The 20,496-nt window shown below is 66.9% G+C and carries 24 protein-coding genes and 1 tRNA gene; 14 read left to right on the forward strand and 11 right to left on the reverse strand.

Annotated elements, in window-relative coordinates; all coding sequences use genetic code 11:
* Nucleotides 1-49 precede the first annotated feature (49 nt).
* Nucleotides 50-2,983 (reverse strand): AfsR/SARP family transcriptional regulator, encoded by a 2,934-nt coding sequence (locus ACZ5ZX_RS40405; RefSeq protein WP_465507289.1) that lies wholly within the window; start codon nucleotides 2,981-2,983, stop codon nucleotides 50-52.
* 431 nt (nucleotides 2,984-3,414) lie between these two features.
* Here ACZ5ZX_RS40405 and ACZ5ZX_RS40410 point away from each other — a divergent pair, with 431 nt between their 5' ends.
* Nucleotides 3,415-3,693, forward strand: a complete 279-nt coding sequence (locus ACZ5ZX_RS40410) for a YggT family protein (RefSeq protein WP_465507290.1) — start codon at nucleotides 3,415-3,417, stop codon at nucleotides 3,691-3,693.
* Nucleotides 3,694-3,755: 62 nt separating this feature from the next.
* Nucleotides 3,756-4,718 (forward strand): non-homologous end joining protein Ku, encoded by a 963-nt coding sequence (gene ku, locus ACZ5ZX_RS40415; protein WP_465507291.1) that lies wholly within the window; start codon nucleotides 3,756-3,758, stop codon nucleotides 4,716-4,718.
* Here the strand turns inward: ku and ACZ5ZX_RS40420 are convergent.
* Nucleotides 4,705-5,355: a B3/B4 domain-containing protein gene (locus tag ACZ5ZX_RS40420; protein WP_465507292.1), complete on the reverse strand. Its 651-nt coding sequence runs from the start codon at nucleotides 5,353-5,355 to the stop codon at nucleotides 4,705-4,707. The genes ku and ACZ5ZX_RS40420 overlap by 14 nt on opposite strands.
* A gap of 11 nt (nucleotides 5,356-5,366) precedes the next feature.
* Complete coding sequence (locus ACZ5ZX_RS40425) at nucleotides 5,367-5,978, reverse strand: LysE family translocator (RefSeq protein ID WP_465507293.1); 612 nt, start codon at nucleotides 5,976-5,978, stop codon at nucleotides 5,367-5,369.
* Between the two features lie 184 nt (nucleotides 5,979-6,162).
* On the opposite strand from ACZ5ZX_RS40425, the gene ACZ5ZX_RS40430 reads away from it, so the two are divergent.
* From ACZ5ZX_RS40430 to ACZ5ZX_RS40450, 5 genes are all read left to right on the forward strand, one after another.
* Complete coding sequence (locus ACZ5ZX_RS40430) at nucleotides 6,163-6,663, forward strand: ATP-binding protein (protein ID WP_465507311.1); 501 nt, start codon at nucleotides 6,163-6,165, stop codon at nucleotides 6,661-6,663.
* Between the two features lie 42 nt (nucleotides 6,664-6,705).
* On the forward strand, nucleotides 6,706-7,122 hold the full coding sequence (locus tag ACZ5ZX_RS40435) for a VOC family protein (protein WP_465507294.1): 417 nt from the start codon (nucleotides 6,706-6,708) through the stop codon (nucleotides 7,120-7,122).
* Between the two features lie 98 nt (nucleotides 7,123-7,220).
* Nucleotides 7,221-7,427 carry a CsbD family protein gene (locus ACZ5ZX_RS40440; protein ID WP_016335858.1) on the forward strand — a complete coding sequence of 69 codons (207 nt, stop codon included), beginning with the start codon at nucleotides 7,221-7,223 and terminating at the stop codon, nucleotides 7,425-7,427.
* Between the two features lie 195 nt (nucleotides 7,428-7,622).
* Nucleotides 7,623-8,219: an ECF RNA polymerase sigma factor SigK gene (gene sigK / locus ACZ5ZX_RS40445; protein WP_465507312.1), complete on the forward strand. Its 597-nt coding sequence runs from the start codon at nucleotides 7,623-7,625 to the stop codon at nucleotides 8,217-8,219.
* Complete coding sequence (locus ACZ5ZX_RS40450; protein WP_465507295.1) at nucleotides 8,216-8,935, forward strand: anti-sigma factor; 720 nt, start codon at nucleotides 8,216-8,218, stop codon at nucleotides 8,933-8,935. The genes sigK and ACZ5ZX_RS40450 overlap by 4 nt, the downstream gene beginning before the upstream one ends.
* On the opposite strand, the gene ACZ5ZX_RS40455 is transcribed toward ACZ5ZX_RS40450, so the two are convergent.
* The 6 genes from ACZ5ZX_RS40455 to ACZ5ZX_RS40480 all read right to left on the reverse strand — a co-directional run bounded on the left by ACZ5ZX_RS40455 (nucleotide 8,932) and on the right by ACZ5ZX_RS40480 (nucleotide 12,099).
* Nucleotides 8,932-9,867 (reverse strand): SDR family NAD(P)-dependent oxidoreductase, encoded by a 936-nt coding sequence (locus tag ACZ5ZX_RS40455; RefSeq protein ID WP_465507296.1) that lies wholly within the window; start codon nucleotides 9,865-9,867, stop codon nucleotides 8,932-8,934. The two genes, ACZ5ZX_RS40450 and ACZ5ZX_RS40455, sit on opposite strands and share 4 nt — an antisense overlap.
* A gap of 70 nt (nucleotides 9,868-9,937) precedes the next feature.
* Nucleotides 9,938-10,504, reverse strand: coding sequence for an alkaline shock response membrane anchor protein AmaP (locus ACZ5ZX_RS40460; protein ID WP_465507297.1), 567 nt, complete (start codon nucleotides 10,502-10,504; stop codon nucleotides 9,938-9,940).
* Complete coding sequence (locus ACZ5ZX_RS40465; RefSeq protein WP_465507298.1) at nucleotides 10,501-11,028, reverse strand: DUF6286 domain-containing protein; 528 nt, start codon at nucleotides 11,026-11,028, stop codon at nucleotides 10,501-10,503. Before ACZ5ZX_RS40465 ends, ACZ5ZX_RS40460 begins: the two co-directional genes overlap by 4 nt.
* Entirely contained in the window at nucleotides 11,025-11,411 is a 387-nt protein-coding gene (locus ACZ5ZX_RS40470; RefSeq protein ID WP_465507299.1) for an Asp23/Gls24 family envelope stress response protein, read from the reverse strand. Before ACZ5ZX_RS40470 ends, ACZ5ZX_RS40465 begins: the two co-directional genes overlap by 4 nt.
* Nucleotides 11,412-11,416: 5 nt before the next feature.
* Nucleotides 11,417-11,593, reverse strand: a complete 177-nt coding sequence (locus ACZ5ZX_RS40475) for a hypothetical protein (RefSeq protein WP_465507300.1) — start codon at nucleotides 11,591-11,593, stop codon at nucleotides 11,417-11,419.
* Nucleotides 11,594-11,634: 41 nt separating this feature from the next.
* Nucleotides 11,635-12,099: an Asp23/Gls24 family envelope stress response protein gene (locus tag ACZ5ZX_RS40480; protein ID WP_465507301.1), complete on the reverse strand. Its 465-nt coding sequence runs from the start codon at nucleotides 12,097-12,099 to the stop codon at nucleotides 11,635-11,637.
* Between the two features lie 238 nt (nucleotides 12,100-12,337).
* On the opposite strand from ACZ5ZX_RS40480, the gene ACZ5ZX_RS40485 reads away from it, so the two are divergent.
* The gene (locus ACZ5ZX_RS40485) at nucleotides 12,338-13,555 is read left to right on the forward strand and encodes an alkaline phosphatase (RefSeq protein ID WP_465507302.1); all 1,218 of its coding nucleotides are present in this window, start codon (nucleotides 12,338-12,340) and stop codon (nucleotides 13,553-13,555) included.
* A gap of 54 nt (nucleotides 13,556-13,609) precedes the next feature.
* On the opposite strand, the gene ACZ5ZX_RS40490 is transcribed toward ACZ5ZX_RS40485, so the two are convergent.
* The gene (locus tag ACZ5ZX_RS40490) at nucleotides 13,610-14,221 is read right to left on the reverse strand and encodes an ANTAR domain-containing response regulator (RefSeq protein WP_005157321.1); all 612 of its coding nucleotides are present in this window, start codon (nucleotides 14,219-14,221) and stop codon (nucleotides 13,610-13,612) included.
* 171 nt (nucleotides 14,222-14,392) lie between these two features.
* On the opposite strand from ACZ5ZX_RS40490, the gene ACZ5ZX_RS40495 reads away from it, so the two are divergent.
* The 6 genes from ACZ5ZX_RS40495 (at nucleotide 14,393) to ACZ5ZX_RS40520 (ending at nucleotide 20,076) form a co-directional block, all read left to right on the forward strand.
* Nucleotides 14,393-14,469: transfer RNA gene (locus tag ACZ5ZX_RS40495), tRNA-Leu, on the forward strand.
* A gap of 275 nt (nucleotides 14,470-14,744) precedes the next feature.
* Nucleotides 14,745-15,176 carry a hypothetical protein gene (locus ACZ5ZX_RS40500; protein WP_465507303.1) on the forward strand — a complete coding sequence of 144 codons (432 nt, stop codon included), beginning with the start codon at nucleotides 14,745-14,747 and terminating at the stop codon, nucleotides 15,174-15,176.
* A 423-nt stretch (nucleotides 15,177-15,599) separates the two neighbouring features.
* Nucleotides 15,600-15,740, forward strand: coding sequence for a hypothetical protein (locus tag ACZ5ZX_RS40505; protein ID WP_465507304.1), 141 nt, complete (start codon nucleotides 15,600-15,602; stop codon nucleotides 15,738-15,740).
* Between the two features lie 366 nt (nucleotides 15,741-16,106).
* Nucleotides 16,107-17,126, forward strand: a complete 1,020-nt coding sequence (locus tag ACZ5ZX_RS40510) for a hypothetical protein (RefSeq protein WP_465507305.1) — start codon at nucleotides 16,107-16,109, stop codon at nucleotides 17,124-17,126.
* An 873-nt stretch (nucleotides 17,127-17,999) separates the two neighbouring features.
* Nucleotides 18,000-18,695 (forward strand): hypothetical protein, encoded by a 696-nt coding sequence (locus ACZ5ZX_RS40515; RefSeq protein WP_465507306.1) that lies wholly within the window; start codon nucleotides 18,000-18,002, stop codon nucleotides 18,693-18,695.
* A 796-nt stretch (nucleotides 18,696-19,491) separates the two neighbouring features.
* Nucleotides 19,492-20,076, forward strand: coding sequence for a hypothetical protein (locus ACZ5ZX_RS40520; RefSeq protein WP_465507307.1), 585 nt, complete (start codon nucleotides 19,492-19,494; stop codon nucleotides 20,074-20,076).
* 214 nt (nucleotides 20,077-20,290) lie between these two features.
* Here the strand turns inward: ACZ5ZX_RS40520 and ACZ5ZX_RS40525 are convergent.
* On the reverse strand, nucleotides 20,291-20,496 hold a 206-nt coding region (locus ACZ5ZX_RS40525; RefSeq protein WP_465507308.1), incomplete at its 5' end, for a hypothetical protein.

The following is a 20,496-nucleotide window of genomic DNA, read 5'->3' on the forward strand; positions in this document are numbered from 1 at the left end:
GGTCAAGTGAATTACCGACACCAACAGAGTACCGGAGCAGTACGACAAATTACGCCGAGTGATCGTTCAGGCGCTGTTTGAGTTCACGAACGTCGGCGGAGTCCGCAATGCCCAGATCCGTGTACAACCGCAAAGCGAACCGGCGATGACGGTCCGCTTTCGATCGCTCACCGAGAATGTCGAACGCGGTCGCCATCTCCTTGTGCGCGATGGGCAGCATGCTGCGATTCCCGGTCGAGTCGAGTACTTCCACCGCGGTGGTGAACTGGGTGACCGCGAGTGCGGCGTCGCCGAGTTCGCGCGAATTGATACCGAGGGCCAGAAAACATTCCGCCTCGAGATCGGGTGATTCGTTGTCGTGAGCCAGCCGAAGTGCCTGGTCGAGTTCCTCGGCGGCCTCGAGATAGCGCCTGTTCTCGGTGTGGATCAGCCCGATCCGATGCCTGGCGCGGGCTTCGATGAGCACGCTGCCGTGGGTATGGGCGGTCTCGCGGACCCAGCCGAGGTGCTCGATCGCCTCGTCCGACTCGCCCTTGAGCCAGTGGGTGACCCCCGAATTGCCCCTGGCCCGGCACTGCATCCGCACGTCGCCGGTGGTCGCCGCCAGTTCGAACACCTCGTTGAACAGCCGGTTCGCCTCGGTGAATTCGTTGAGCCGCCACAGGGTCAGCGCGTACATGTGCAAGGCCTGGTATTCGAGGACGACGCTCCCCGTGACCCGCGCGGCGGACAGGGCGAGGGTCTCCAGTTCCCTGGCCTGGCGGTAATAGCCGCGGTTGTCGAAGTAGCGCCAGACCGACGAGCAGAACGGCACGAGGTCCGAATAGTGCTGGTGGTTGTTCATCGCGACGGCCACCGGCAGCACGTTCTGCCAGTGGTCGTCCATCCAATGCGCGGCCTGGTCGTAGTCGGCGAAGGACTGCCCGTACTCGCTCTTCGGGACTTCGAGGCCGCCACCGGACTCCTCTTCGGAATCCGGGTCGATGAATTCCATCGCGGCGGCGACGGTGCAGCGGTAGTAGTCGAACAGCCGTCGCATCATCGCTTCGCGCTGGTGTTCCGGCTCCTCCGTCAGCAGCAGTTCACGGCCGTAGCTGCGGAGAAGGTCGTGCATTTCGTACCGGTCCATCGACGGTTGCCGCAAAAGATTCACGTCGACCAGGCGTTCGGCCAGGCGGCGGGCCTCGGCGAGGTTCACCTCCGCCAGCGCCGCCGTCGAATGGAGATCGAAGGCGGCACCGGGATGGTGACTCAAACGTCGGAACACCCGACGTTCGGCTTCGGTCAAGTTCAGATAGGACACTCGGAACGCGCCCGCGACGTCGCGTTCCCCGGCGGTGAGTTCGCCGAACCTGTTCCGTTCGTCGCGCAACTGCCTGGCGACGAAGTCGAGCGTCCAGGAAGCCCGCGCCCGCAGCCTGCTCGCCGTGACGGCGAGCGCGAGCGGGAGGTCGCCGCACAGGCTCGCGACCTGGTCGGCCGCGTCGGGGGATTCCCTTCTCAGCCGGGACGGCCCGACGATCCGGCCGAGCAGGTCCACCGCGTCCGCCCGGCTGAACGGTTCCAGGGAAAGCAGTTCCGCGCCGTCGAGATCGGCGAGCCGGGTCCGGCTGGTGATCAGCACGCAACAGCTGGCCGAGCCGGGCAGCAGCGGGCTCACCTGCGCCGCGCTGATGGCGTTGTCCAGCACCAGGAGGACGCGCTTGCCTGCCAGGCAGCTGCGGAACAACGCCGCGCGCTGGCCGGTTCCGGCGGGAATGTCCGAACCCTGGATGCCGAGCGAGCGCAGCAGCGCCTCGAGTGCCGCGGCCGGGTCGACCGGGTCGCCGGCAGGCGAAAACCCTTCCAGGTTCACGAAGAGCTGTCCGTCGGGGAACAGCGGCGCGAGCAGATGCGCGGCGTGGACGGCCAGCGCGGTCTTGCCGACACCGGGCATCCCGTCGATGGCGATGAGCCGGGGACCCGCCAGCGAGCCGTCCCGGCCGATTTCGAGGACGGTCCGCAGTTCCGCGGCGCGACCGCCGAACGCGGGGAGGTCTGCGGGCAGCTGTGCGGGCCGGGGGAAGAGCGCTTTTCGCGCGTCCGCGTCCTCGCGCCGGCCGACGGTGTCCGTCCCCGCCCGGAGCCCGCCGACGCCGTACCGGACGAGGGCGCCGTCCTCCATCAGTTCGGGGTCGGTGCGCAGGATCTGCTGATGGAGCGCGCTCAGTTCGGTACCGGGGTCGACGCCGAGTTCCTCGGCGAGCGCGATCCTGCTCCGATCGAACATCCGGAGCGCGTCGGCGCCACGGCCCGCCCGGTAGAGCGCCAGCATGGTCAGTCGCTGCAGGGTCTCGCGGGTGGGATGCCAGGCGGCGAGGTCGAAGGCCTGACCGGCCGCCGCGTCGGTCTCGCCGAGCCTGAGCCTGGCACCGATGAGGAGTTCACTGGCGGCGAGGCGTTCTTCGTCGAGACGGCGGGCCGTCTGCTCGATGGCGTCGCCTTCGAGCCCGTCGAAGGCCGGGCCTCGCCAGAGCGCGAGCGCGTCCGTGAGCTTCGCCGCCGCCTGGGAGATCAGCCCGGCGGCCAGGAGTTCGGCGCCTTGGCGGTAGTCCGCTTCGAAGCGGACGGAGTCGACCGAGGCGCTGCTGGTGACGATGCGGTAGGCGGAACCGGTGGTGACCACGGCGGACCGGGCGACGCCGAGATCGTGCCGCAGCCGCGCGATCGCGTTGCTGACCTGGCGGACCGCTGTCTTCGGCGGACTGTCCGGCCACATCGTGCCGACCAGGTACGACGCCGGGACGAGCCGGCCGGCGTTGATCAGCAGGCAGGCGAGCAGACGTTGTTCACGGCGTCCGCCGAGCCGGACGGGGACGCCGTCGACCTGGGCTTCGAGCGGGCCGAGGACGAAGAAGCTGAGCTGAGAAGGATGACCGGTTTGTGCCGGATCGCCGGGGGTTCGGGGCGATCCCGCCGATTCAGGTAACGGACCGGCGGTCATATGCCACTATGTCGTCCGAGACCGTGAGCGTGCTCACGCACTACCTCCCAGTCCGCTCGCCGGGTGACCGGCACCCTAACCCACCGCGGTGGCCTCCAGCCAGGTCGGCGCGGGGTACGCCGTGCGGCATTCGGCCTAACGGGCGGGCAAGCGCCTGCCTTGGAACGGGTCTCATTCTACTCCCGGCGGTCCCTGAACTGCGCGGATGCCCGCCGGTGGAGAGCCGATGTAATTCCGATGCAGGGCCTTGGAAAGCTGAAAGGCACAGCTGACAGGTTCGGCGCGACGGGGCAGCGCGCCGAATCGTATGCAGGGGCTCCGCGGCGGTTGGCCTTCGTACTGGGGGTGGCCAACCGCCCTGGGAGCCCTTTCCCGTCACAGGCTGTTCCCAGCAAGGCACGGCACACTGGAGCAAAGAGGAGTGTGCCGCTATGAGTGCTCTTGGCGATCTGCTGGGCTTCCTGCTCACCCTGTTCCTGATCGTGCTCGTCGCCCGGATGGTGCTGGACTGGGCCGTCAATCTCGCCTCCCGGCTGCCGTCCTGGTCGTTCCGGGCCCGCGGGATCACCCACCGGCTGACCGAACCCGTGCTGGCGCCCGTCCGCCGCGTGGTCCCTCCGGTGCGGGCCGGCGGCGTGGCGTTCGACCTCGCCTTCACCATCGTGTTCGTCGCGGTGGTCGTCCTGCAGTCGGTCGCGTTCAACCTCTGACCAGGTGTGATCGCCCGCGATTCCGGGTACCCGGGCGAGGAAGGAGAGAGTGAGGAGTGCCCATGCGCCCGGTCTGGAGCGGTTCGCTTTCGCTCGGTCTGGTGACGGTGCCTGTCCGGCTCTACAGCGCGGTCGAGGACCACACGGTGCACTTCCGCCAGTTCCAGCGCGGGACCGAGGACCGCATCCGGTACCGGCGGGTGAACGAACGCACCGGCAAGGAAGTCGACTACGACGACATCGTCAAGGGCTACGAGCTCGACAGCGGCGAATACGTGGTCGTCGAACCCGAAGAACTGGACGAGATCGCCCCCGGCCGGTCGAAGTCGCTCGACATCGAGAGCTTCGTCGAACTGGACGCCATCGACCCGATGTTCTTCGACAAGACGTACTGGCTCGCGCCCGCCAAAGCGGAATTCGAGCGGCCGTACGCGTTGCTGCTCGAGGCGATGCGGTCGTCGGGCCGCGCCGGGATCGCGAAATTCGTCATGCGTGGCCGCGAGTACCTGGCACTGGTCCGTTCGGGTGACGGCGTCATGGTGCTCAACACCCTGCACTTCGCCGCCGATCTGCGCGATCCCGCCGAGCAGCTGCCGGAACTGCCGGGCAAGGCGCAGGCGCGCGGCAAGGAACTCGACATGGCCCTCAACCTGATCGACGCGATGAGCGACGACTGGCGGCCCGAGGAGTATCACGACACCTACACCGACCGCGTGCGGAAGCTGATCGCGGCCAAGAAGAAGGGCGAGACCATCACGCCCGCGACCGAACCCGGCGAGCCGACCAAGGTCGTCGACCTGTTCGAGGCGCTTTCGAAGAGTGTCGAGAACGGGAAGGCCAAGAAGAAGAGCTCCGGCGCTAAGGCGGGAACGGCCAAGAAGTCCCCGGCAAAGAAGGCGCCTGCGCAGAAGGATCTGTCTTCGTTGTCGAAGGCGGATCTGGAGAAGCTGGCGCGTGAGCGGGACATCAAGGGGCGGTCGAAGATGACCCGCGCCGGGCTGGAGAAGGCGCTCAAGGCCTCGTGACCTGGACGCCCGCCGCGGCCAGCTCGCCGTCGATGGCCTCGATCAGCAGCCGGACGTCCTCGGCCGCCGTGGCGTGCAGTCCTTCCGCGACGATCAGGACGTCGGACGTCGTGGCGGAGACCGCGGAGTGCCCGCTCTGCCGGTTCGTCCACCGCCGCGCGTGGGCCTGATCGTCCTCGTCGGCGAAGATCACCTCGCCGGGATTCGGATGCTCGACGGTGCCCGCGAAGGTCACGTATTTCTCGTCGCCCCGCGCGTGGCGGACTTCGAGCGAACCGCTGATCTTCGCGACGTCGAGCACCGCGACCGGGATGGCGTACGCGACCGAGACCGCGTTGCAGAGGTCGATCACCGGGTGGATGCGCGGAAGCGTGCCTTCCTTCCGCAGACGGCGCAGCAGTGATTCCGACGCGCAGCGATACTGCGTCGGCTTCAGCCCCATCTTGGCGAAGGCCCGGCGCCACGCCTGGATCTCGGGAAATTCCGATTCCGGGCCGTCCGCCAGCCGCCGCACCGCCCGCGCGAGGAACTTGTCGAGGTCGACCGGTGTCGCGGGGGTGATTCCGCTGGCCGAAAGCGTGCCGACGGCGAGGCCGGGGTGCTCGGCGCGGACGCCGGGGTTGTGCTGGAGTCGCATACGAAACCTGTCTACTGGGTGGTGAACGCGAGTTTGGCGCCGAGCGCGGCGAAGGAACCGGCGAAGATCCGCCGCATCCAGGCGAGTACGCGCGGCCGGGAGATGACATGGTGGCGCACCCCGGCGGCGAGGACGCCGTACACGCTGAACACCACGAAAGTCGCCAGCATGAACACCCCGCTCAGCAGCAGCATCCGGGGGATGGAGCCGGGTTCGCCCGCCGGGACGAACTGGGGCAGGAACGCGAAGAAGAACAGTGTCAGCTTTGGGTTCAGGACGTTGATCAGCACGCCAGAGGTGATCGTCCGCAGCGCCGACTTCGGTTCGGGATCACCCTCCACGACGATCGCGTCCCGGTCTTTCAGCGTCGCCCACGCCATGTAGAGAAGGTAGGCCACGCCGAGGTATTTGATGATTTCGAACGCGACCGCGCTCGCGTGCAGCAGTGCCGCGAGGCCGGTGATCGCGGCGACCATATGCGGGATGATGCCGAGGGTGCAGGCCGTCGCGGCGATGACGCTCGCGCGTCTCCCGCGGGCGAGTCCGGCGGAGAGGGTGTAGACCACGCCGGTGCCGGGCGTGGCGACCACGACCAGCGTGGTGATCAGGAAGGCGATGCTCACGCCGACCACTCTGCGCGTTCTTTGGCCCGATGGACAGAGCCAAAGCTGTATCACTCCAGTGGACCAAAAGTCTTGTCTGGACCACAGCGCGGGGAAGATCGCCTACGGTGTCGAGGCGGTCGGAGTCCGTCACCGGATGGGGTGGCATGATGCACGCTCGCACGTCGACGAGGAAGGCCAAGGTTTGAGCGCGCGCACCTCGCAGATGGACGACCTCCGGCTGGTGGCACAACCGAACGCCCTGTTGTGCTCCGAGCTCTTCGTCCGTCTCATCCTCTCGGATTGGTCCTTGCGGCCGCTGCTCGATCAGGCGAAGACGGCCGCCGCCCGCTTGGTGGGTGTGCTGGTCGACGCGGCCGATCCGAAGGAGCCGCCGTTCTTCACACTGCGACTGCGGCTGCGGTCGGACGTCCTGGTCATCGAGGTCGACCACGAACTGGACGGTCTTCCCACGCCGACGCCGGCGCCGGGGGAGCGGACCGGGGTGGCGCCGAGCGAGACCGGCGGGGTCACCACGTGGTGTGAGCTGCCGCTGCCCGGTGGCCTGTCCGCCGGGCAGGTACGCCTGCCACGCCGGGGCGACCGCCGGACGCTGGTGGACGAGCCCGTCTCCGGTGAGCCCGTCGGCGCGGATCCCGAGGTTCTCGAGCGGCTTTTGTCCCGGTTGAGCGGCTGGTCCGGCTGATCCTCGTGAAAGGATCGGCTCCCTCCGGCGAAAGGAAAGTCCGTGACCGATTCCCAGCCCGTGCCGCCCGTTCCGCCTGGGACGTTCCTGCTCGAACTGGTCCCGGTGCCGGTCAGTGACATCGACCGGGCGAAGGAGTTCTACGCCGAACGGCTCGGTTTCCAGGTCGACGTCGACGTGCGACCCGCCGACGGGGTCCGGATCGTCCAGCTCACCCCGCCCGGTTCGGCCTGTTCGATCACCTTGACCACCGGGCTCGCGTCACTGGACATGCCGGTCGGGACCCTGCGAGGGCTCCATCTCGTGGTCGCCGACATCGAGGAGGCACGCGCCGCGCTCATCGCCAGGGGGGCCGAAGTCGGTCCGGTCGAGGACATCGGCGGCGTCTACTACGCGGCTTTCAGCGACCCCGACGGCAACACCTGGACGCTGCAGCACATGCCGTGGCGCACGGCGTGAGCGTGATCACCCGTCCGTGTGCATGACGAATCCTGATCAAGGGTTGTCCTTACCGTGTACGGCGCACGATCCGGGCGCCACGGACGGAGGAGGACCCGATGTCGTTGGGCGACAAGATCAGCAACAAGGCGGAGGAGTTCGGCGGTAAGGCCAAGGAGGCCGCCGGCGACGCCACGGGCAACGACGAGCTGCGCGCGGAGGGCCAGGCCGATCAGGCGAAGGCCGGTCTCAAGGGCGCCGTCGAGAACGTGAAGGACGCCGTCGGTGACGCGGCGGACAAGATCCGCGACACCTTCAAGAAGTAGTCCGGTTTTCCGGGCCGGGGCAGCGGATTTCCGCGCCCCGGCCCGTTTTTTCGGCATAAGGGATGGTCAGCCGCGCGACCAGGAAACCGACGCTCTTCCCGGCACGGACCAGTCCGCGGCGCCGTCGGCTCCGAATGCCTCTCAGACGTCATGGCAACCGCGTAGCCGGGCGTCGGGTGAGGTGGAGGCAGCTTGATGGTCGAGGGTGTGCGGACGAGTCTGCGCGAAAACGGCGGCACCGGAGCGGAGCCCGCCGAGACAAGCCTGATGCAACGGGTCGCGGCGGGTGACGAACAGGCGTTCGCCGACCTGTACGACGTCGTGTCGGGGCCGGTGTGGGGAGTGGTGAACAGGGTCGTCCGCAACGGCACGTTCGCCGAAGAAGTGACCCAGGAGGTCCTGGTGGAGGTGTGGCGGACGGCGGCGCGGTTCAAACCGGGCAAGGGAAGCACCCTGGCCTGGGTGCTCACCATCGCGCACCGGCGGGCCGTGGACCGGGTGCGTTCGCATCAGGCGGCACTCGACCGGGACGACCGGGCGGGCAGACTCGATTTCCGGCGCCCGTTCGACGAGGTCGCCGAATCGACGATCAGCAATCTGGAGCAGCAGCGGGTGCGCCAATGCCTGTCCGCGCTGACCGATCTGCAACGGGAATCCGTCGTGCTGGCCTATTACAACGGCTACACCTATCCGGAAGTCGCGGAAGTGCTCAAAACCGCGCCGGGCACGGTGAAGACCCGCATCCGCGACGGCCTGATCCGGTTGCGCGACTGCCTGGGGGTCGGGCAATGACGGTCGAACTGCACACACTCACCGGGGCTTACGCGCTGGACGCCGTCCCGGAGGAGGCCGCGGCGTTCAAGCGGCACCTGCGGGGCTGCTCCGCCTGCCGTCAGGAGGTCCGGGAACTGCGGGAGACCGCGGCGCGGCTGGGGTCGGCGATGGCCTCGGTGCCGCCTCCGAGGCTGAGGGAAGCGACGCTCACCCAGGCCGCCCAGACCCGCCAATGGCCGCCTCTGATCGCCGCCGTCCGGCGCGTCGAACCGTCGAAGAAGCCGTCCGTGCGGATCGCCCTGTGGGGTGCCGCCGCGGCCGCCGCCGGCGCGCTGGTGTTCGGACTGGTCACCACGAACACCGAACCGGGAACGGATCCGGCTCAACAGCGGCTCGCCTCGGTGAATTCCGTGCTCACCGCTCCTGACGCCTCGACGGTGAAGGGGCCCGAGCGTGACGCCACCACAGTGGTGACCTCGCGCAGTCACGGCAAGGTCGTCGTACTGGCGGGTGACCTGCCGACGCTGGCGCCCGGCAAGGCGTATCAGGTCTGGCTCATCGGAGCGAGCGGCGTGCATTCTGCCGGGCTGCTCGCTTCCGACGGTCCACATCGGACCAGGCCGGTGCTCGCGGATCTGCCCGGCGGGATCGACCGGGTCGGTATCACCGTCGAACCCGCCGGGGGTTCGCGCACGCCGTCCACCCCCGCGGTCGCGATGGTCCCCCTCGGCTAGAGGCCGGTGAGCCGCCCGCAGGCCTGCCAGAGTTCTTGGCGCTGCGCGGCGGTTTCCCTGGTCTTGCCGAGGTAGTGCGTCGGCCGGGGGACGCGGTCGTGCCAGAACATCCCGTTGTACCGACCCGGTTCTTCGGCCGCCGCGAGCCAGACGAAGGTGTCCGCCCCCTGCTCGGGGTTCCGCAGGATCGGCCGCGTCAGCTTCCGGAACGTCGGCAGGGAGTTCGCGACCCCAGGGGTGTCGGCCCAGCCGGGATGGGCGCTGTGCACGATGACGCCGGAACCGTCGAATTCGTCCGCCCAGAGTTCCGCCAGCACCACCTGCATGCGTTTGGTACGCGCGTATCCGGCGGCGGGCCGGTAGTCGCCGTGCAGATAGTGGAGGTCGTCGGTGCGCAGGGGCTGGCCGTACATGCCCCCGGAGCTGACCCAGATCACCCGCGCGCCGTCGGCGAACCGCGGCCGGAGCGACGCGGTGAGCAGATGCGGCCCGAGTACGTGCGTGGCCAGCATGACTTCGTTGCCCTCGGCCGTTTCCGTTCGTTCGGTGGGCATCACGCCGGCGTTGTGCACGAGGACGTCGATCTCGCCGTCGAGGTCTTTCACGTAGTCGCGCACGGACGAGGTCAGGCTGACGTCGCAGTGGTCGACGATGATCCGCGAGCCGGGCACGGCGCGCTCGATCTCGGTGCGGGCGGCCTCGCCGTCGCCGCGGACCGCGATCCGGACGGTCGCGCCCGATTTCGCCAGCCCGATGGCGGTCGCCTTGCCCAGACCGGCTTTCGCGCCGGTGACCACGGCGACCTTGCCCGCGAGCGCGTCCGGCGCCGGATCCTCGGGCCACCACCGCCGTCGCAGGTGGTGCCCGAGGCTGCTGTACCCGAGCAGGGTCCGGTCGAGCAAGGTGTCGGCTGCCCTGGTCACGGCGGACATGCGGGACTCCTCTGGATCGGGGCGGGGGTGCCTGGACCGGCTTCCCGATCCAGGCACCCCGGAAACCTCGCTACTGGATGCGGGGGCCTGCCTTGGCGGAGAAACGGAACTCGATGGTCATCGGCAGCTCGTCGAGGTCCAGTGCCTGGCGCAGCCGGGGCAGCCCCTCTCCGGCGACGCGCTCGCGGATGGCGACCAGATCGCCGTCCTGTTCGGCGCTGAGCACCACGGCCAGCACCGGCGCGTCCTGGGTGCCGCCCAGCGTGGCGTGCGCGGCGTGGACACCGGGGTAGGTCGCGACCTCCGCCGCGAACGGCTCGACAGCGGTGCTCCCGGCCAGTGTGGTCCGGCCCGTGTCCTGGTCGAAACGCCAGGTGCGGGACTTGGGTTTGTGGACGGGCTGCGCGATGAGCCAGCGCAGCGTCAGCAGTCCGACGACGACCGCGGCTCCGGCGACGACGTACCAGGCCCATCCGGGTGGCATCGCCGTGCCGGGTACGAGCGCGGCGCCGGGTTCGAGCAGGGGAATTTTGCCGAAATGGGTGCCGACGGCGAACATGCCGGCGGCGAGCAGCACGAGTCCCGTGAGTACCAGCAAGGTGCGGTTCAGCCGGGCGGGACGGTTGAGGTCGGTCATGACGCGCTCCTGGTTGCCTTGACCCGGACTCGTACGGCCGGGACGGTGGCGGGACCGATCTGGGCGATGCGGTGCTCGATGGCGGCGCGGACGGCGTCGGCGAGTCCGGCGGTGTTCGTCCGCCCGGTGGTCACCACCGAGACGATCCTGCGCCGGTTGACCTTCAGCTTCGCCGCCGAGACGCCGTCCACAGTGGACGAGGCGGCGCGCAGCGTCGACCGGTAGCCGCGCCGGGAGGCGCCGGAGTCCGGGCCGCCTTCGAGCGGCAGCACGGTCGGCTTCCCCGGGACGATCGCGCTCACGAGCAGGAGCAGGCCGATCAGCGCGACACCACCGCCGACGAGCGCGGGAAGCAGGTCACTCCATCGGGTTCCGTGCAGCGCGGACGCGACGGCGTCGTAGCTGACCCACGGTTTCTCCCCGATGATCGTCTGGACCGCGACGGCGGCGGCCAGTACACATCCGGCGAGCACCACGAGTGCGACGAGCACGGCCGGGACACTGCGGCGGGGGCGCCGTTTCATCGGACCCTCCTCGTCTCGGGTTCCGCGGAATGCAGGGCCGTGACGGTGATGTCGACCTGCGTGACGGTCAGGCCGGACAGTTCGCCGACACGGCGGATCAGGTGCTCCCGCGCGGTTTCGGTGGTGGCGCGGACCGAAAGCGGGTACTTCACCGAAAGCCGGACGGCCAAAGTGGCCGTGGTGCCGGTGACGTTCGCGCTCACCTTGGCGCCCTGGTCGAGGTCTTCACCGCCGACCGCGATCCCGAGCACCCGGGAGGCCGAGCCGCCGATGCCGTCGAGTTCGGTGATCGCCTGCGCGGCGATCCGTTCGACGGCACCGCCGGCCACGGTGAGCCCGCCGCGCCCGTCCGTTTCCGGCGCGGCGGCGGTCATGGTCGTCATGGTGGTCAGCCCCTGTCGCGGCCGGCCAGGGCCGAAAGGTCGAGCTTGCCGTCGAGGAACCGGCCGACCAGCAGGCCGAGGCCGGCGAGGACGAGTACGACGAGGAAGGCGCCGAAGCCGCCGAAGGCGCCTGCCACGCCGAGCACGAGACCGGTCAGCAGGCCGAGATGAGTGGCGTTCATGAACGTTCTCCTTGCGGTAGGGCGCGGTTCGGCGCCGGTGGTCACTGGACTCGGCCGGATTCGGTGTTCTCGTCGCCTTCGTCGTCACCCGGGATGTACACGTCGGACACGTTGATGTTGACCTCGACGACCTCGAGCCCGGTCATCTGCTCGACGGCACCGATCACGTTGCGGCGCACCGACTTGGCGAGATCCGCGATCGCGACGCCGTATTCGACGACGATCTGCAGGTCGACGGCGGCCTGGCGCTCGCCGACCTCGACGGACACGCCCTGTCCGGCGGACGCGGTGGCGCCCGGGATGCGCTCGCGCAGTGCGTTGAACGCCCGCACGGCGCCGCCGCCGAGCGCGTGGACCCCGGTGATCTCACGGGTCGCGAGGCCCGCGACCTTCTGCACGACGGTGTCGGCGATCGTGGTCACGCCCTGCGTCGTGACGAGTGCGCTGTTCTCGGCGGGAGCGGAGGAGTTGGTGTTCGGCTTGGTGGTGGCGGTGGTGCTCGTCATCGCAGTCTCCTTGATTCGGATTTCCTTGCCTGTGGCGGAAGTTCGCGGGTCATCCCGTTCTGTCCCACACTCCATAGACCCAGCCGTACCAAGATCGTCACGACCCGATCGTGTGGTCTGGATCTCACCGCGCGTGGGTATCCCTCCGGGATGGTTCTCGCGGCTCGCGTGGCCGCTCGGCCTCTGGCCTTCGTCTCGGTTCTCTGTTAGGAAAGGTTCCTAACTAACGGGAGGCGACATGCGGGGACGCGGTCTGGCGGCGGCGACGGTTCTGGTGGTCCTGTGCGGTGGCTCGGCCGCCGTCGCGCAGACGACGACGGCGGAGTCCGGGGCGCGGGTGGCGCGCAACATCATCTACATCCAGGGCGACGGCCTCGGCCTCGGCCAGCGCGACCTGCTTCGGCTGGCGCTCAAGGGCAAAAGCGGCGAACTGGCGATGGACGGCCTCGCGGTCACCGGCCTCGTGCGGACGGCCCCGGACGACCCGGACGAGATCGTCACCGATTCGGCCGCGGCGGCCACAGCCCTCGCCACCGGGCACAAGACCCGCAACGGCGCCGTCGGCATGGACGTCCACGGCCGTCCGGTGGAAACGATCCTCGAACGGGCGAAACGGGCGGGGAAGTCGACCGGCCTGGTCACCACCGCGCAGGTGACCGGCGCCTCGCCCGCCGCCTTCGCGGCGCATGTTCCGAGCCGGGATTCGCAGAGCGACATCGCGAAGCAGTACATCGAGGACAGCCGCCCGGACGTTCTGCTCGGCGGGGGTGAGGACTGGTGGTACCCGAGGGGGAATCCCGGTCTCTGGCCGGACAAGCCGGGGGAGGAGAGCCGCAGTCCCTACGGCGACCTCGTCGAACGCGCGCGGCGAACCGGCTACACCTACGTGCGTGACGGCGACGAACTGCGGAACACGCGGGCGAACCGGATCCTCGGCCTGTTCGCGAACGAGGACATGGTCGACTACGGCCCGGACGGCGTCGGGAAGTACGCGCCACGAGTGCCGCTCCAGCAGATGGCGCGCAAGGCGCTGGACACGCTGTCGAAGAACCCGCGCGGTTTCTTCCTGTTCCTGGAGGAAGAAGGAACCGACGGGATGTCACACGAGAACAACGCGCACGGCGTGATCGACGCGGGCCGGGCACTGGACGCCACGATCGCCGAGGTCATGCGCTTCGTCCGCGCGCATCCCGACACGCTGGTGATCATCGGCGGCGACCACGAGACCGGCGGATTGAGCATCGAGAACTACGACGCCTCCGACACCGATCCCGACCAGGACGGCCCGTTCGGCGTACCGGGCTCGAAGCTCCAGTTCACCGTGGACTGGACGACGCACGACCACACCGGTTCCGACACCCCGGTCACCGCCGAGGGGCCCGGTTCCGCCCGATTGGGTGGCACGGTCGAGAACACCGACGTCTATCGAGTGATGCGGGCGGCAAGCGGTCTCTGAGCGAAAAGGCCACCTCCGGGATGGAGGTGGCCTTCGCGGCTTTGGCCGGGTCCGTCAGCCGATGCTCTCGACGACGGCCTCGGCCACCGCCTTCATCGTGGTTCGGCGGTCCATCGCGGTGCGCTGTATCCAGCGGAAAGCGTCCGGCTCGGTGAGCCCCTGGCGGCTCATCAGCAGCCCCTTGGCCCGGTCGATGACCTTGCGGGTCTCCAGCCGATCGGTCAGGCCCGCGACCTCGGACTCGAGCGCCTGCAACTCGGCGAACCGGCTCACGGCCAGCTCGATGGCGGGCACCAGATCCCGTTTGGCGAACGGCTTGACCAGGTACGCCATCGTGCCGGCGTCCCTGGCCCGCTCGACGAGGTCGCGCTGGCTGAACGCGGTCAGGATGACGACCGGCGCGATCCGGTCGCCGGTGATCTTGGATGCGGCCTCGATACCGTCGAGCTTGGGCATCTTGACGTCGAGAATCACCAGGTCGGGCTTCAATTCGGTGGCCAGGTTGATGGCCTGCTCGCCATCACCCGCCTCACCGACGACCTCGTAGCCCTCTTCACGGAGCATCTCGACGAGGTCCAAACGGATGAGGGCCTCATCTTCGGCCACGAGCACCCGCCGCTGGGGTGCGGCGACGGCACCATTGGCCTCGGCAGCCTGCTCGGTCACCGGGGTCCTCCTGAAGGTCGTCGGGCAGTTCGGCTCGCGGTCAGTCCGCGAACCTGAAGCCTACCGGGAACGATCCAGTCGGCGAGATGGCGTTCACCACGTCAGACGGGCATCACACTCCGGGCCCGGCGAAAAGGGCGCGGCCGCGATCCCGTAAAGTTCACCCCGCACGCCCCCGTAGCCCAACTGGCAGAGGCAACGGATTCAAAACCCGTCCAGTGTGAGTTCGAATCTCACCGGGGGCACCAACAGGAACCTCACAAGCCGATCCGGCGCGCTGCGCCGCCCGTAGATACGGTTCTGGCACTTTTGCGAGGTTGACGGCGAGATAGGGAAGCGCGTCGATCAGTGGCAGTTCGTCGGCTGTCATGCCCCGAGGTGTAGCCGAGTCCGCCTCGTCCAGAGCGGTGATCTTGGCGTGGAGTTGCTTCTCGCCCTTGGCTAGTTCGTTGTAGCTGCCTCGCAAAGCGGCTGTAAAGGGGTCGTCCGGGTCCCCTTGCTGTGCTTGCTTCAGGATCGATGCTTGCTTCTTGGCGATCTCGGCGAGCTGTCGCTGGATTCGGGCTCGTTCTTCCTCTCGTTCAGATGTGGCGTGATCGTCGGAACCGGCCAGGTCGGCTTCGAGGACCGTGCGACGGTCAGGGCCGAACACGCGGTCGGCGAAGAACCTGGCGACGGCGTCCAGCAGGGCGTCTTCGCGAAGATAGAGAGCGTTCTCGTGGTCGGTGAACCTGTCCGAGCGGCCGTGGTTGTTGTTGCTGGGCCTGCAGAGGTAGTACGCCCGTTTGTGCCGCGGTACCCCGACCAAGCGCCTGCCGAATCCATGGAAGAGCCGCCCGCGGAACAGATAGGTCCTGGCGGTAGCCGGATGCGTGTTGGGTGTCTCTGCTTCGCGTGTCGGCCCACCCCGCGCCGAGATACGTACCGCGATTCGTGCGGCGATCGCGGTGAGTGAGGAAGAGATTTCCCACGTGTCGCCCGAGGACATGCTGTCCGATCGCATGTGCATGACCGTCTCTGTCGGGGATGTCACGAAGTGGGTCCATTGGGGTTCTCAGGAGGTCCGTGAGACGTCAATCCGGCGCTGGAGGGCCAGAAGAATCAAGAAGTGGCGCGAGCTCAAGTCCTCGGGTGATGAGGATTCTCTGTAGCTGGCACGTTTCCGGAGACTCACTCGTGCGCAGCGCCACGGCGTACACGCTGTTCGTCGTCTCAACGTTGCACCCGCTCATCGCGATCCTCTTGTGGCGGCCGTGCGGCGGCTTCGCCAAGGATCGCGCCCGTGGCGGCGGTCCACGTTCCGCTCGGTGTCCCATTGTTCGGCTTCAGCCTCGCGCAGCTGAGCCGGATCTGCTCGGCACAGGACACAGCCCGCTGAGTGTCGCTTCCGAGGCAGATGAACGGACGGCGCAGCGGGTCGCGGCGCCAGGCGGTGCTCGATGGCGAGGTCGTCGTGCTGGATGAGCTCGGCCGCCCGGCCTTTGGGCTGCTGCAGAACGCCGGCGGTCAGGTGGGATGAGGCGTGACCTGAAGCAGGGGCGTTGTGGTCCTAGCGTCTGAGTGGGCAGTGATGATGTGTCTGAGAGCAGGGCAGAGCTGGTTGACGCCGTGTGGATGGGATCACCCGTTAGGGCGTCGGGTGTGATGGCGGTCTGCCCTGCTCCCGGATGAGGCGATTCGGTCGGCGGGGGTTCGCCACGGCAGCGTGCACCTGGTTTCGCCGGATGCGGTGCACAGTGCACCTACTTCGACCGCCCCCCGTTGCGCACAGCGATCGCTGGACGGCCGGATGAATGAACCAGGGTTTGGACCTTGGAAAGGCGGCGACGTCGGGGTGGGGATACCTCTCGGGTAACGCGTCGGCTGTAACAGACGACTGTCGAACGTGACCAGACCCAGCCGCTCTCCCTCGAACGCGGTCGTTCCCATCACTGCGGTCTTCATGGTGCTCGTCGTACTCGCGTTCAGTGACGAATTCCTGGGTGCGTTCGACGAAGAGTTAGAACTGCGCCACAGGTGGGATTGGCTGCTGGCCCCGATCGACCTCGCCATCTTGGCTGCGGTACTGCTGACGAAGAGCCTGTTCAGACGGCGGATCGGAGGTGCAAAGAGAACCTCAGTATTGGCCTGGTGGTTCGTTGGCGCCTTGGCGACGTTGGCGCTCGATCTTTTGACCACAGTGGTCGTCGCTCCTAGGACCTCTCCCGGTGACTTGACGAGACTGTGGCTCGATCTGGTAACCCCGCTCGCCTACCTGGCGGGGTTGGCACTCATCCTGTCGACCACCTTGGATGCCAGACCGGCGATGTTGGTGAGCCGGAAGGCTCGGGAGAGCGACCAAAGCGAGTGGGTCCGTCTCCGGACTTCCATTCCTCTTCTGGCCGGTACGCTCGCCGCTTACTATGCGACCACGTGGTGGGAGTACCAACTGGGTGGTGAGGTTGACAAAGAGTTCTTCGCGCAGATGACACAGGTCATCGTTCTGCTCATCGTCGCTTTAGGACTTGAGGTGGGCTTCTTTCGGGAAGCCGCGACAGACCCCAGCCAGCGGCCGGTCGTCGTGTTCGCCGTGTTTATCCTCAGTCTCGGTGAAGTGATGGCGCTTTCCGCACTCGTTCCCTCCGAACACATCTTCGGCTGGCATGTATACGCGGCGTTCGTCATCGTCGTCGAAGCATCTCTCGTTGCCTTGGCGACCATGCTCTGGGTGCTGCTCTTCCGCATGCCACGGCCCCTGGAACCAGCCCCATGTCGAAACGTTTCTCCCGGAACAGCGAAAGTCCCAGCCGTCCAGGCTGCGGGTAAGGCGAAACCTGTGGCTCTCGTAGTGCTCGGGTTCAGTCTGGCGGTCGTCGCGGCCTTAGTGGTCGGGCGTAGTAAGAAGAAGGAGCGGGCTGCCACTTGATCGGCGAAGCATCGCACACGAGAGTGCCGGACGCGGCAGCGATACGTCGCTTGCAGGTGACCCAGCCAGCTTGGACCGGACAGGCCGGGCCGTCAGACCGTCGGCACGCGGATTACCGCCGTGTCGAATGACTAGATGGTGATCACGCGCAGGTGCGAGTCAGTCGGCAAACATGCCTGTCAAGACGAATGATCGTTAGATGAGTCGTCACCTGCAGACTCATAATCCCTTGGCCGTCGGTTCGAGCCCGACCCGGCCCACAACGTCGACATCGCTTCCGACCTGCAGGAACGTTGGTCCTTTGGCGGCATTTTCGCCTTGGCGTCGATCGTGGCTGGGCTCCGTTATGTCTCCGTTTGCTCCGGTGTGCTCTGCGGGGCCGGTTGGTGGTGTAGCAGCCTTTCTGCTTCCTTGTCACAACCGCTGTGGTGGGGGCTTCCACGGCTGGACAAGCTGGTGTGGCCGCAGGTCGGCTGGTTCGACGATTGCGCAGCGCTCCGGCAACAGTTCGCTGTGCCAGGAAGAGCATGGGCCCGGCTGCTGTGACGCTCACTCCCAGCTAGATTCTGTCGGTGTGTTCCAGGAGTGCGGAACCGGCCAGCGGGGCGAAGGCGGAGCCGAGGCTCCTCGACCTCGCCGGAGACGGTTTCTGTTGATGAAGAACGGTTTTAGGCTGCCGTCGAGTCTGGGCAGGTTCTTGTCCGCGGCGGTGGGCAACTCCGCTCCTGTTGGCGTCACATCACTCACAGGTGGTCGTCGGACACGCGATCATCCTCTTCGCTTGTCGCCGACACGTTCTCGGCCTGTTCGCAACTGCGGTCCTGGTAGCCTCTGTCTTCTTTGGATGGGGGAGATGAGCGCAAGATGCCAAACGTGGAGCGCCTCGGCTATCTGAGGGCCAGTCGAATTGCAGTGTTTGTCGCCGCGTCGGCAATGCTGTGGCTGGTCGGGTGTTCGTCGGACAAGTCTGCTTCGGCGCCGCAAGGCAAGGTCGCCGAGGGTGTGGCCCCGTCGTCCGCTGACCCGGCGACGAAGACGTCCGCTCCGGACGCTTCGTGTGCACTTCTCACAGCGGCTGAGCTGTCGATGCTTGCCGGAGAGGTGTCCGAGCCGAAGTCTTTGGCTGTCGGCGGATTGCCCGCGTGCCACTGGGAGATTCCTGCCGGGGGTCGCGTCCAGGTGATCGGTACGTCAGCAGAAACATGGGCAACGCAATTGCCCGCAGCAATAGAGCAGGTGAAGAGGTCAGGACTGCTCGACGATCCGGAGACGACTCGCAAACTGGAAGCGGCTCGCGACCTGATCGCCTCAGGCAAGGGAATCACGCCGGATCGTGCCTGTGAGCTGTTCTCTACGCTGCTGGAGGTCCAAGGGCTACCGGCCGGCAGCTCCCGCACCGTGAATCTGATTCCCACTCGGGAGAACCCCAAAGCCATCAACGGACAAACCTGCGGTGGAGGGAGATTTACGTCCGTCCAGGCCGTCGCTCCGAACCTGAGCGGCTCCGACGATGAGGTCTCAAGACTGTCTACCGTGCTGACCAAGGCACACGAACGCAACCGCGGCTGAAAACCATCCAGCCGCGGTTGCGTGCAACATGGCGGCGCGTTTCCACTTTATCGAGAATTCCGACGTCGAACTCCTCTACCTGCGGTGCCGGGATTCCATGCATCTTGGTGGCGATGCTGGTCGATGTGGTGTTCTCGGGACTTTCGGCGGTCGAGGGCGTCGAGGAAGTGGGCGATGTAGTCGTGGTGCGGGCATCGAACAAGGGCGATGCTGTGGCGTGCCCGGTCTGCGGGACCCTGCTCGGTCGGGAAGTGCCTACGACTACGTCATCGCCGACCCCATCAACAAAACGGACCTCAATGGCCAGTGGTGGTCCTGGCTCGAGAAAGCGGCGGACTTCGGCCGCAAGGCACTCGACAACCCATGGGTCCGGGGTATCGCGGTCGGCGCCGGGGCACTGGCCGGAGCCGGGCTCGGTGCCGCCAACTGGGCAGCGAACCACCGCAGCGAAAGCCCGGTCCGGCATATTCTCGGTGACGCCGTATGCGGAGCGATGGGATTCGGGATCTCCCGGTTCGCACAAGTCAAATTCCCCGTCGCTGCGAGCCATGGAGCCCGTGGTGGCTTCGTATCCAGGTATGGCAACGCCAAGAGGAGCTTCAGCCCGTCCCGCTTATGGGTGGTAGGCAGGTACTTCCGGCACCGGAAACAGGTCAAATTCAAGAACCGCTACCGGTAAGCGGAGACCTGAGTATCGCCTTCAGGTAGGTCTTCGTCGCAAGACTCGGCAGGTAACATGACGAATCGGTGCTCGGGGTGCTCGACGCGGTCGAACACCCCGAGCACCGACGTAAGGATGATCACGTCGGTAGGGTGCGAATTGAACCTTGGTATGGACATCAACGGTCAGATCAGGAGAAGCCGGCTCATCAACTGGCTGGCTGCCGCTATCGTCGCCATCTTGGCTTCGTACGTTCCCTATGATCACGCTCTCGAGGGACTTGCGGTTCCGCCTCTCCTGATATCGCTCACGTTGGCAGTGGTGCTACTGGAACTCATCCGACGAGGCGGCCTGCGCGCACGCCTGACATGGAACTCTCACGGTGTCGACTTGGTCTATGCCTTTCGCAATCGACATATCAACTGGCATGACATCAACGACATCCAGGTAGCAGGCAACCGAATCAACCTCATCACGAGCGTGGAAACCGTGTCCTGGGAGTTCGATCAATCATGGCTGCTATCGAAACTGTTCCCTCGTTACGCCTGCAGGGCTGACCGCCACCAGCAGGTGCTGCAGGAAGCCATGGCGGCCGCACACGCCGTCGATCTTCCTGCGCAAGCCCCCAAGGAAGTGCCTGTCGATCGCTCGTTCTGGGTGTATACCTTGCTGATCCTTGTCGTCGGATTGACACCCTGGTTCGGTTCGATCATTCCCTGAAGGCATCTCTCTGGCGGTTCCGGGGGTGTTCACAGTTGCCGTTGCATGCCCATCAGTGTTGCACTCAGCGTCGCCTGCACGGCTATGAAGTCGGTCAGGACCTGATTGCCCCTGGCGAACAGGGTGAAGACCTGGTCGACGCCGGCCAGGTTGTTGTATCCGGCGACTGATGACCACTTGTCCTAGGGGCTTGACCTGCGCATACTAAGCACCCTTAGTACTGCAACGGCAGTTTGGTGAGTGGGTAGCCGCGTCGTTTGTAGTGGCCGAGGCGGGCTTGGTGTTGTCGTCGGCGGCGGAAGTGTGACCAGTGCCAGATGTGTTCGGCGGTGTCGGTGACACGCGGGATGAGTTTGGTGAGCAGGCGTCGGATCTCCGGTAGCGTGAATCCGATCATGCCTGGTTCGCCGACGCCGATTC

Source organism: Amycolatopsis sp. NPDC033938, from assembly GCF_055575975.1.

What these genes read in the sequence shown, in the direction of transcription:
- ACZ5ZX_RS40405 (WP_465507289.1), bottom strand. Translation starts at nt 2,983, where the DNA reads ATGACCGCCGGTCCGTTACCTGAATCGGCGGGATCGCCCCGAACCCCC.
- ACZ5ZX_RS40410 (WP_465507290.1), top strand. Translation starts at nt 3,415, where the DNA reads ATGAGTGCTCTTGGCGATCTGCTGGGCTTCCTGCTCACCCTGTTCCTG.
- ku (WP_465507291.1), top strand. Translation starts at nt 3,756, where the DNA reads ATGCGCCCGGTCTGGAGCGGTTCGCTTTCGCTCGGTCTGGTGACGGTG.
- ACZ5ZX_RS40420 (WP_465507292.1), bottom strand. Translation starts at nt 5,355, where the DNA reads ATGCGACTCCAGCACAACCCCGGCGTCCGCGCCGAGCACCCCGGCCTC.
- ACZ5ZX_RS40440 (WP_016335858.1), top strand. Translation starts at nt 7,221, where the DNA reads ATGTCGTTGGGCGACAAGATCAGCAACAAGGCGGAGGAGTTCGGCGGT.
- sigK (WP_465507312.1), top strand. Translation starts at nt 7,623, where the DNA reads ATGGTCGAGGGTGTGCGGACGAGTCTGCGCGAAAACGGCGGCACCGGA.
- ACZ5ZX_RS40450 (WP_465507295.1), top strand. Translation starts at nt 8,216, where the DNA reads ATGACGGTCGAACTGCACACACTCACCGGGGCTTACGCGCTGGACGCC.
- ACZ5ZX_RS40455 (WP_465507296.1), bottom strand. Translation starts at nt 9,867, where the DNA reads ATGTCCGCCGTGACCAGGGCAGCCGACACCTTGCTCGACCGGACCCTG.
- ACZ5ZX_RS40460 (WP_465507297.1), bottom strand. Translation starts at nt 10,504, where the DNA reads ATGACCGACCTCAACCGTCCCGCCCGGCTGAACCGCACCTTGCTGGTA.
- ACZ5ZX_RS40465 (WP_465507298.1), bottom strand. Translation starts at nt 11,028, where the DNA reads ATGAAACGGCGCCCCCGCCGCAGTGTCCCGGCCGTGCTCGTCGCACTC.
- ACZ5ZX_RS40470 (WP_465507299.1), bottom strand. Translation starts at nt 11,411, where the DNA reads ATGACGACCATGACCGCCGCCGCGCCGGAAACGGACGGGCGCGGCGGG.
- ACZ5ZX_RS40475 (WP_465507300.1), bottom strand. Translation starts at nt 11,593, where the DNA reads ATGAACGCCACTCATCTCGGCCTGCTGACCGGTCTCGTGCTCGGCGTG.
- ACZ5ZX_RS40480 (WP_465507301.1), bottom strand. Translation starts at nt 12,099, where the DNA reads ATGACGAGCACCACCGCCACCACCAAGCCGAACACCAACTCCTCCGCT.
- ACZ5ZX_RS40485 (WP_465507302.1), top strand. Translation starts at nt 12,338, where the DNA reads ATGCGGGGACGCGGTCTGGCGGCGGCGACGGTTCTGGTGGTCCTGTGC.
- ACZ5ZX_RS40520 (WP_465507307.1), top strand. Translation starts at nt 19,492, where the DNA reads ATGATCACGTCGGTAGGGTGCGAATTGAACCTTGGTATGGACATCAAC.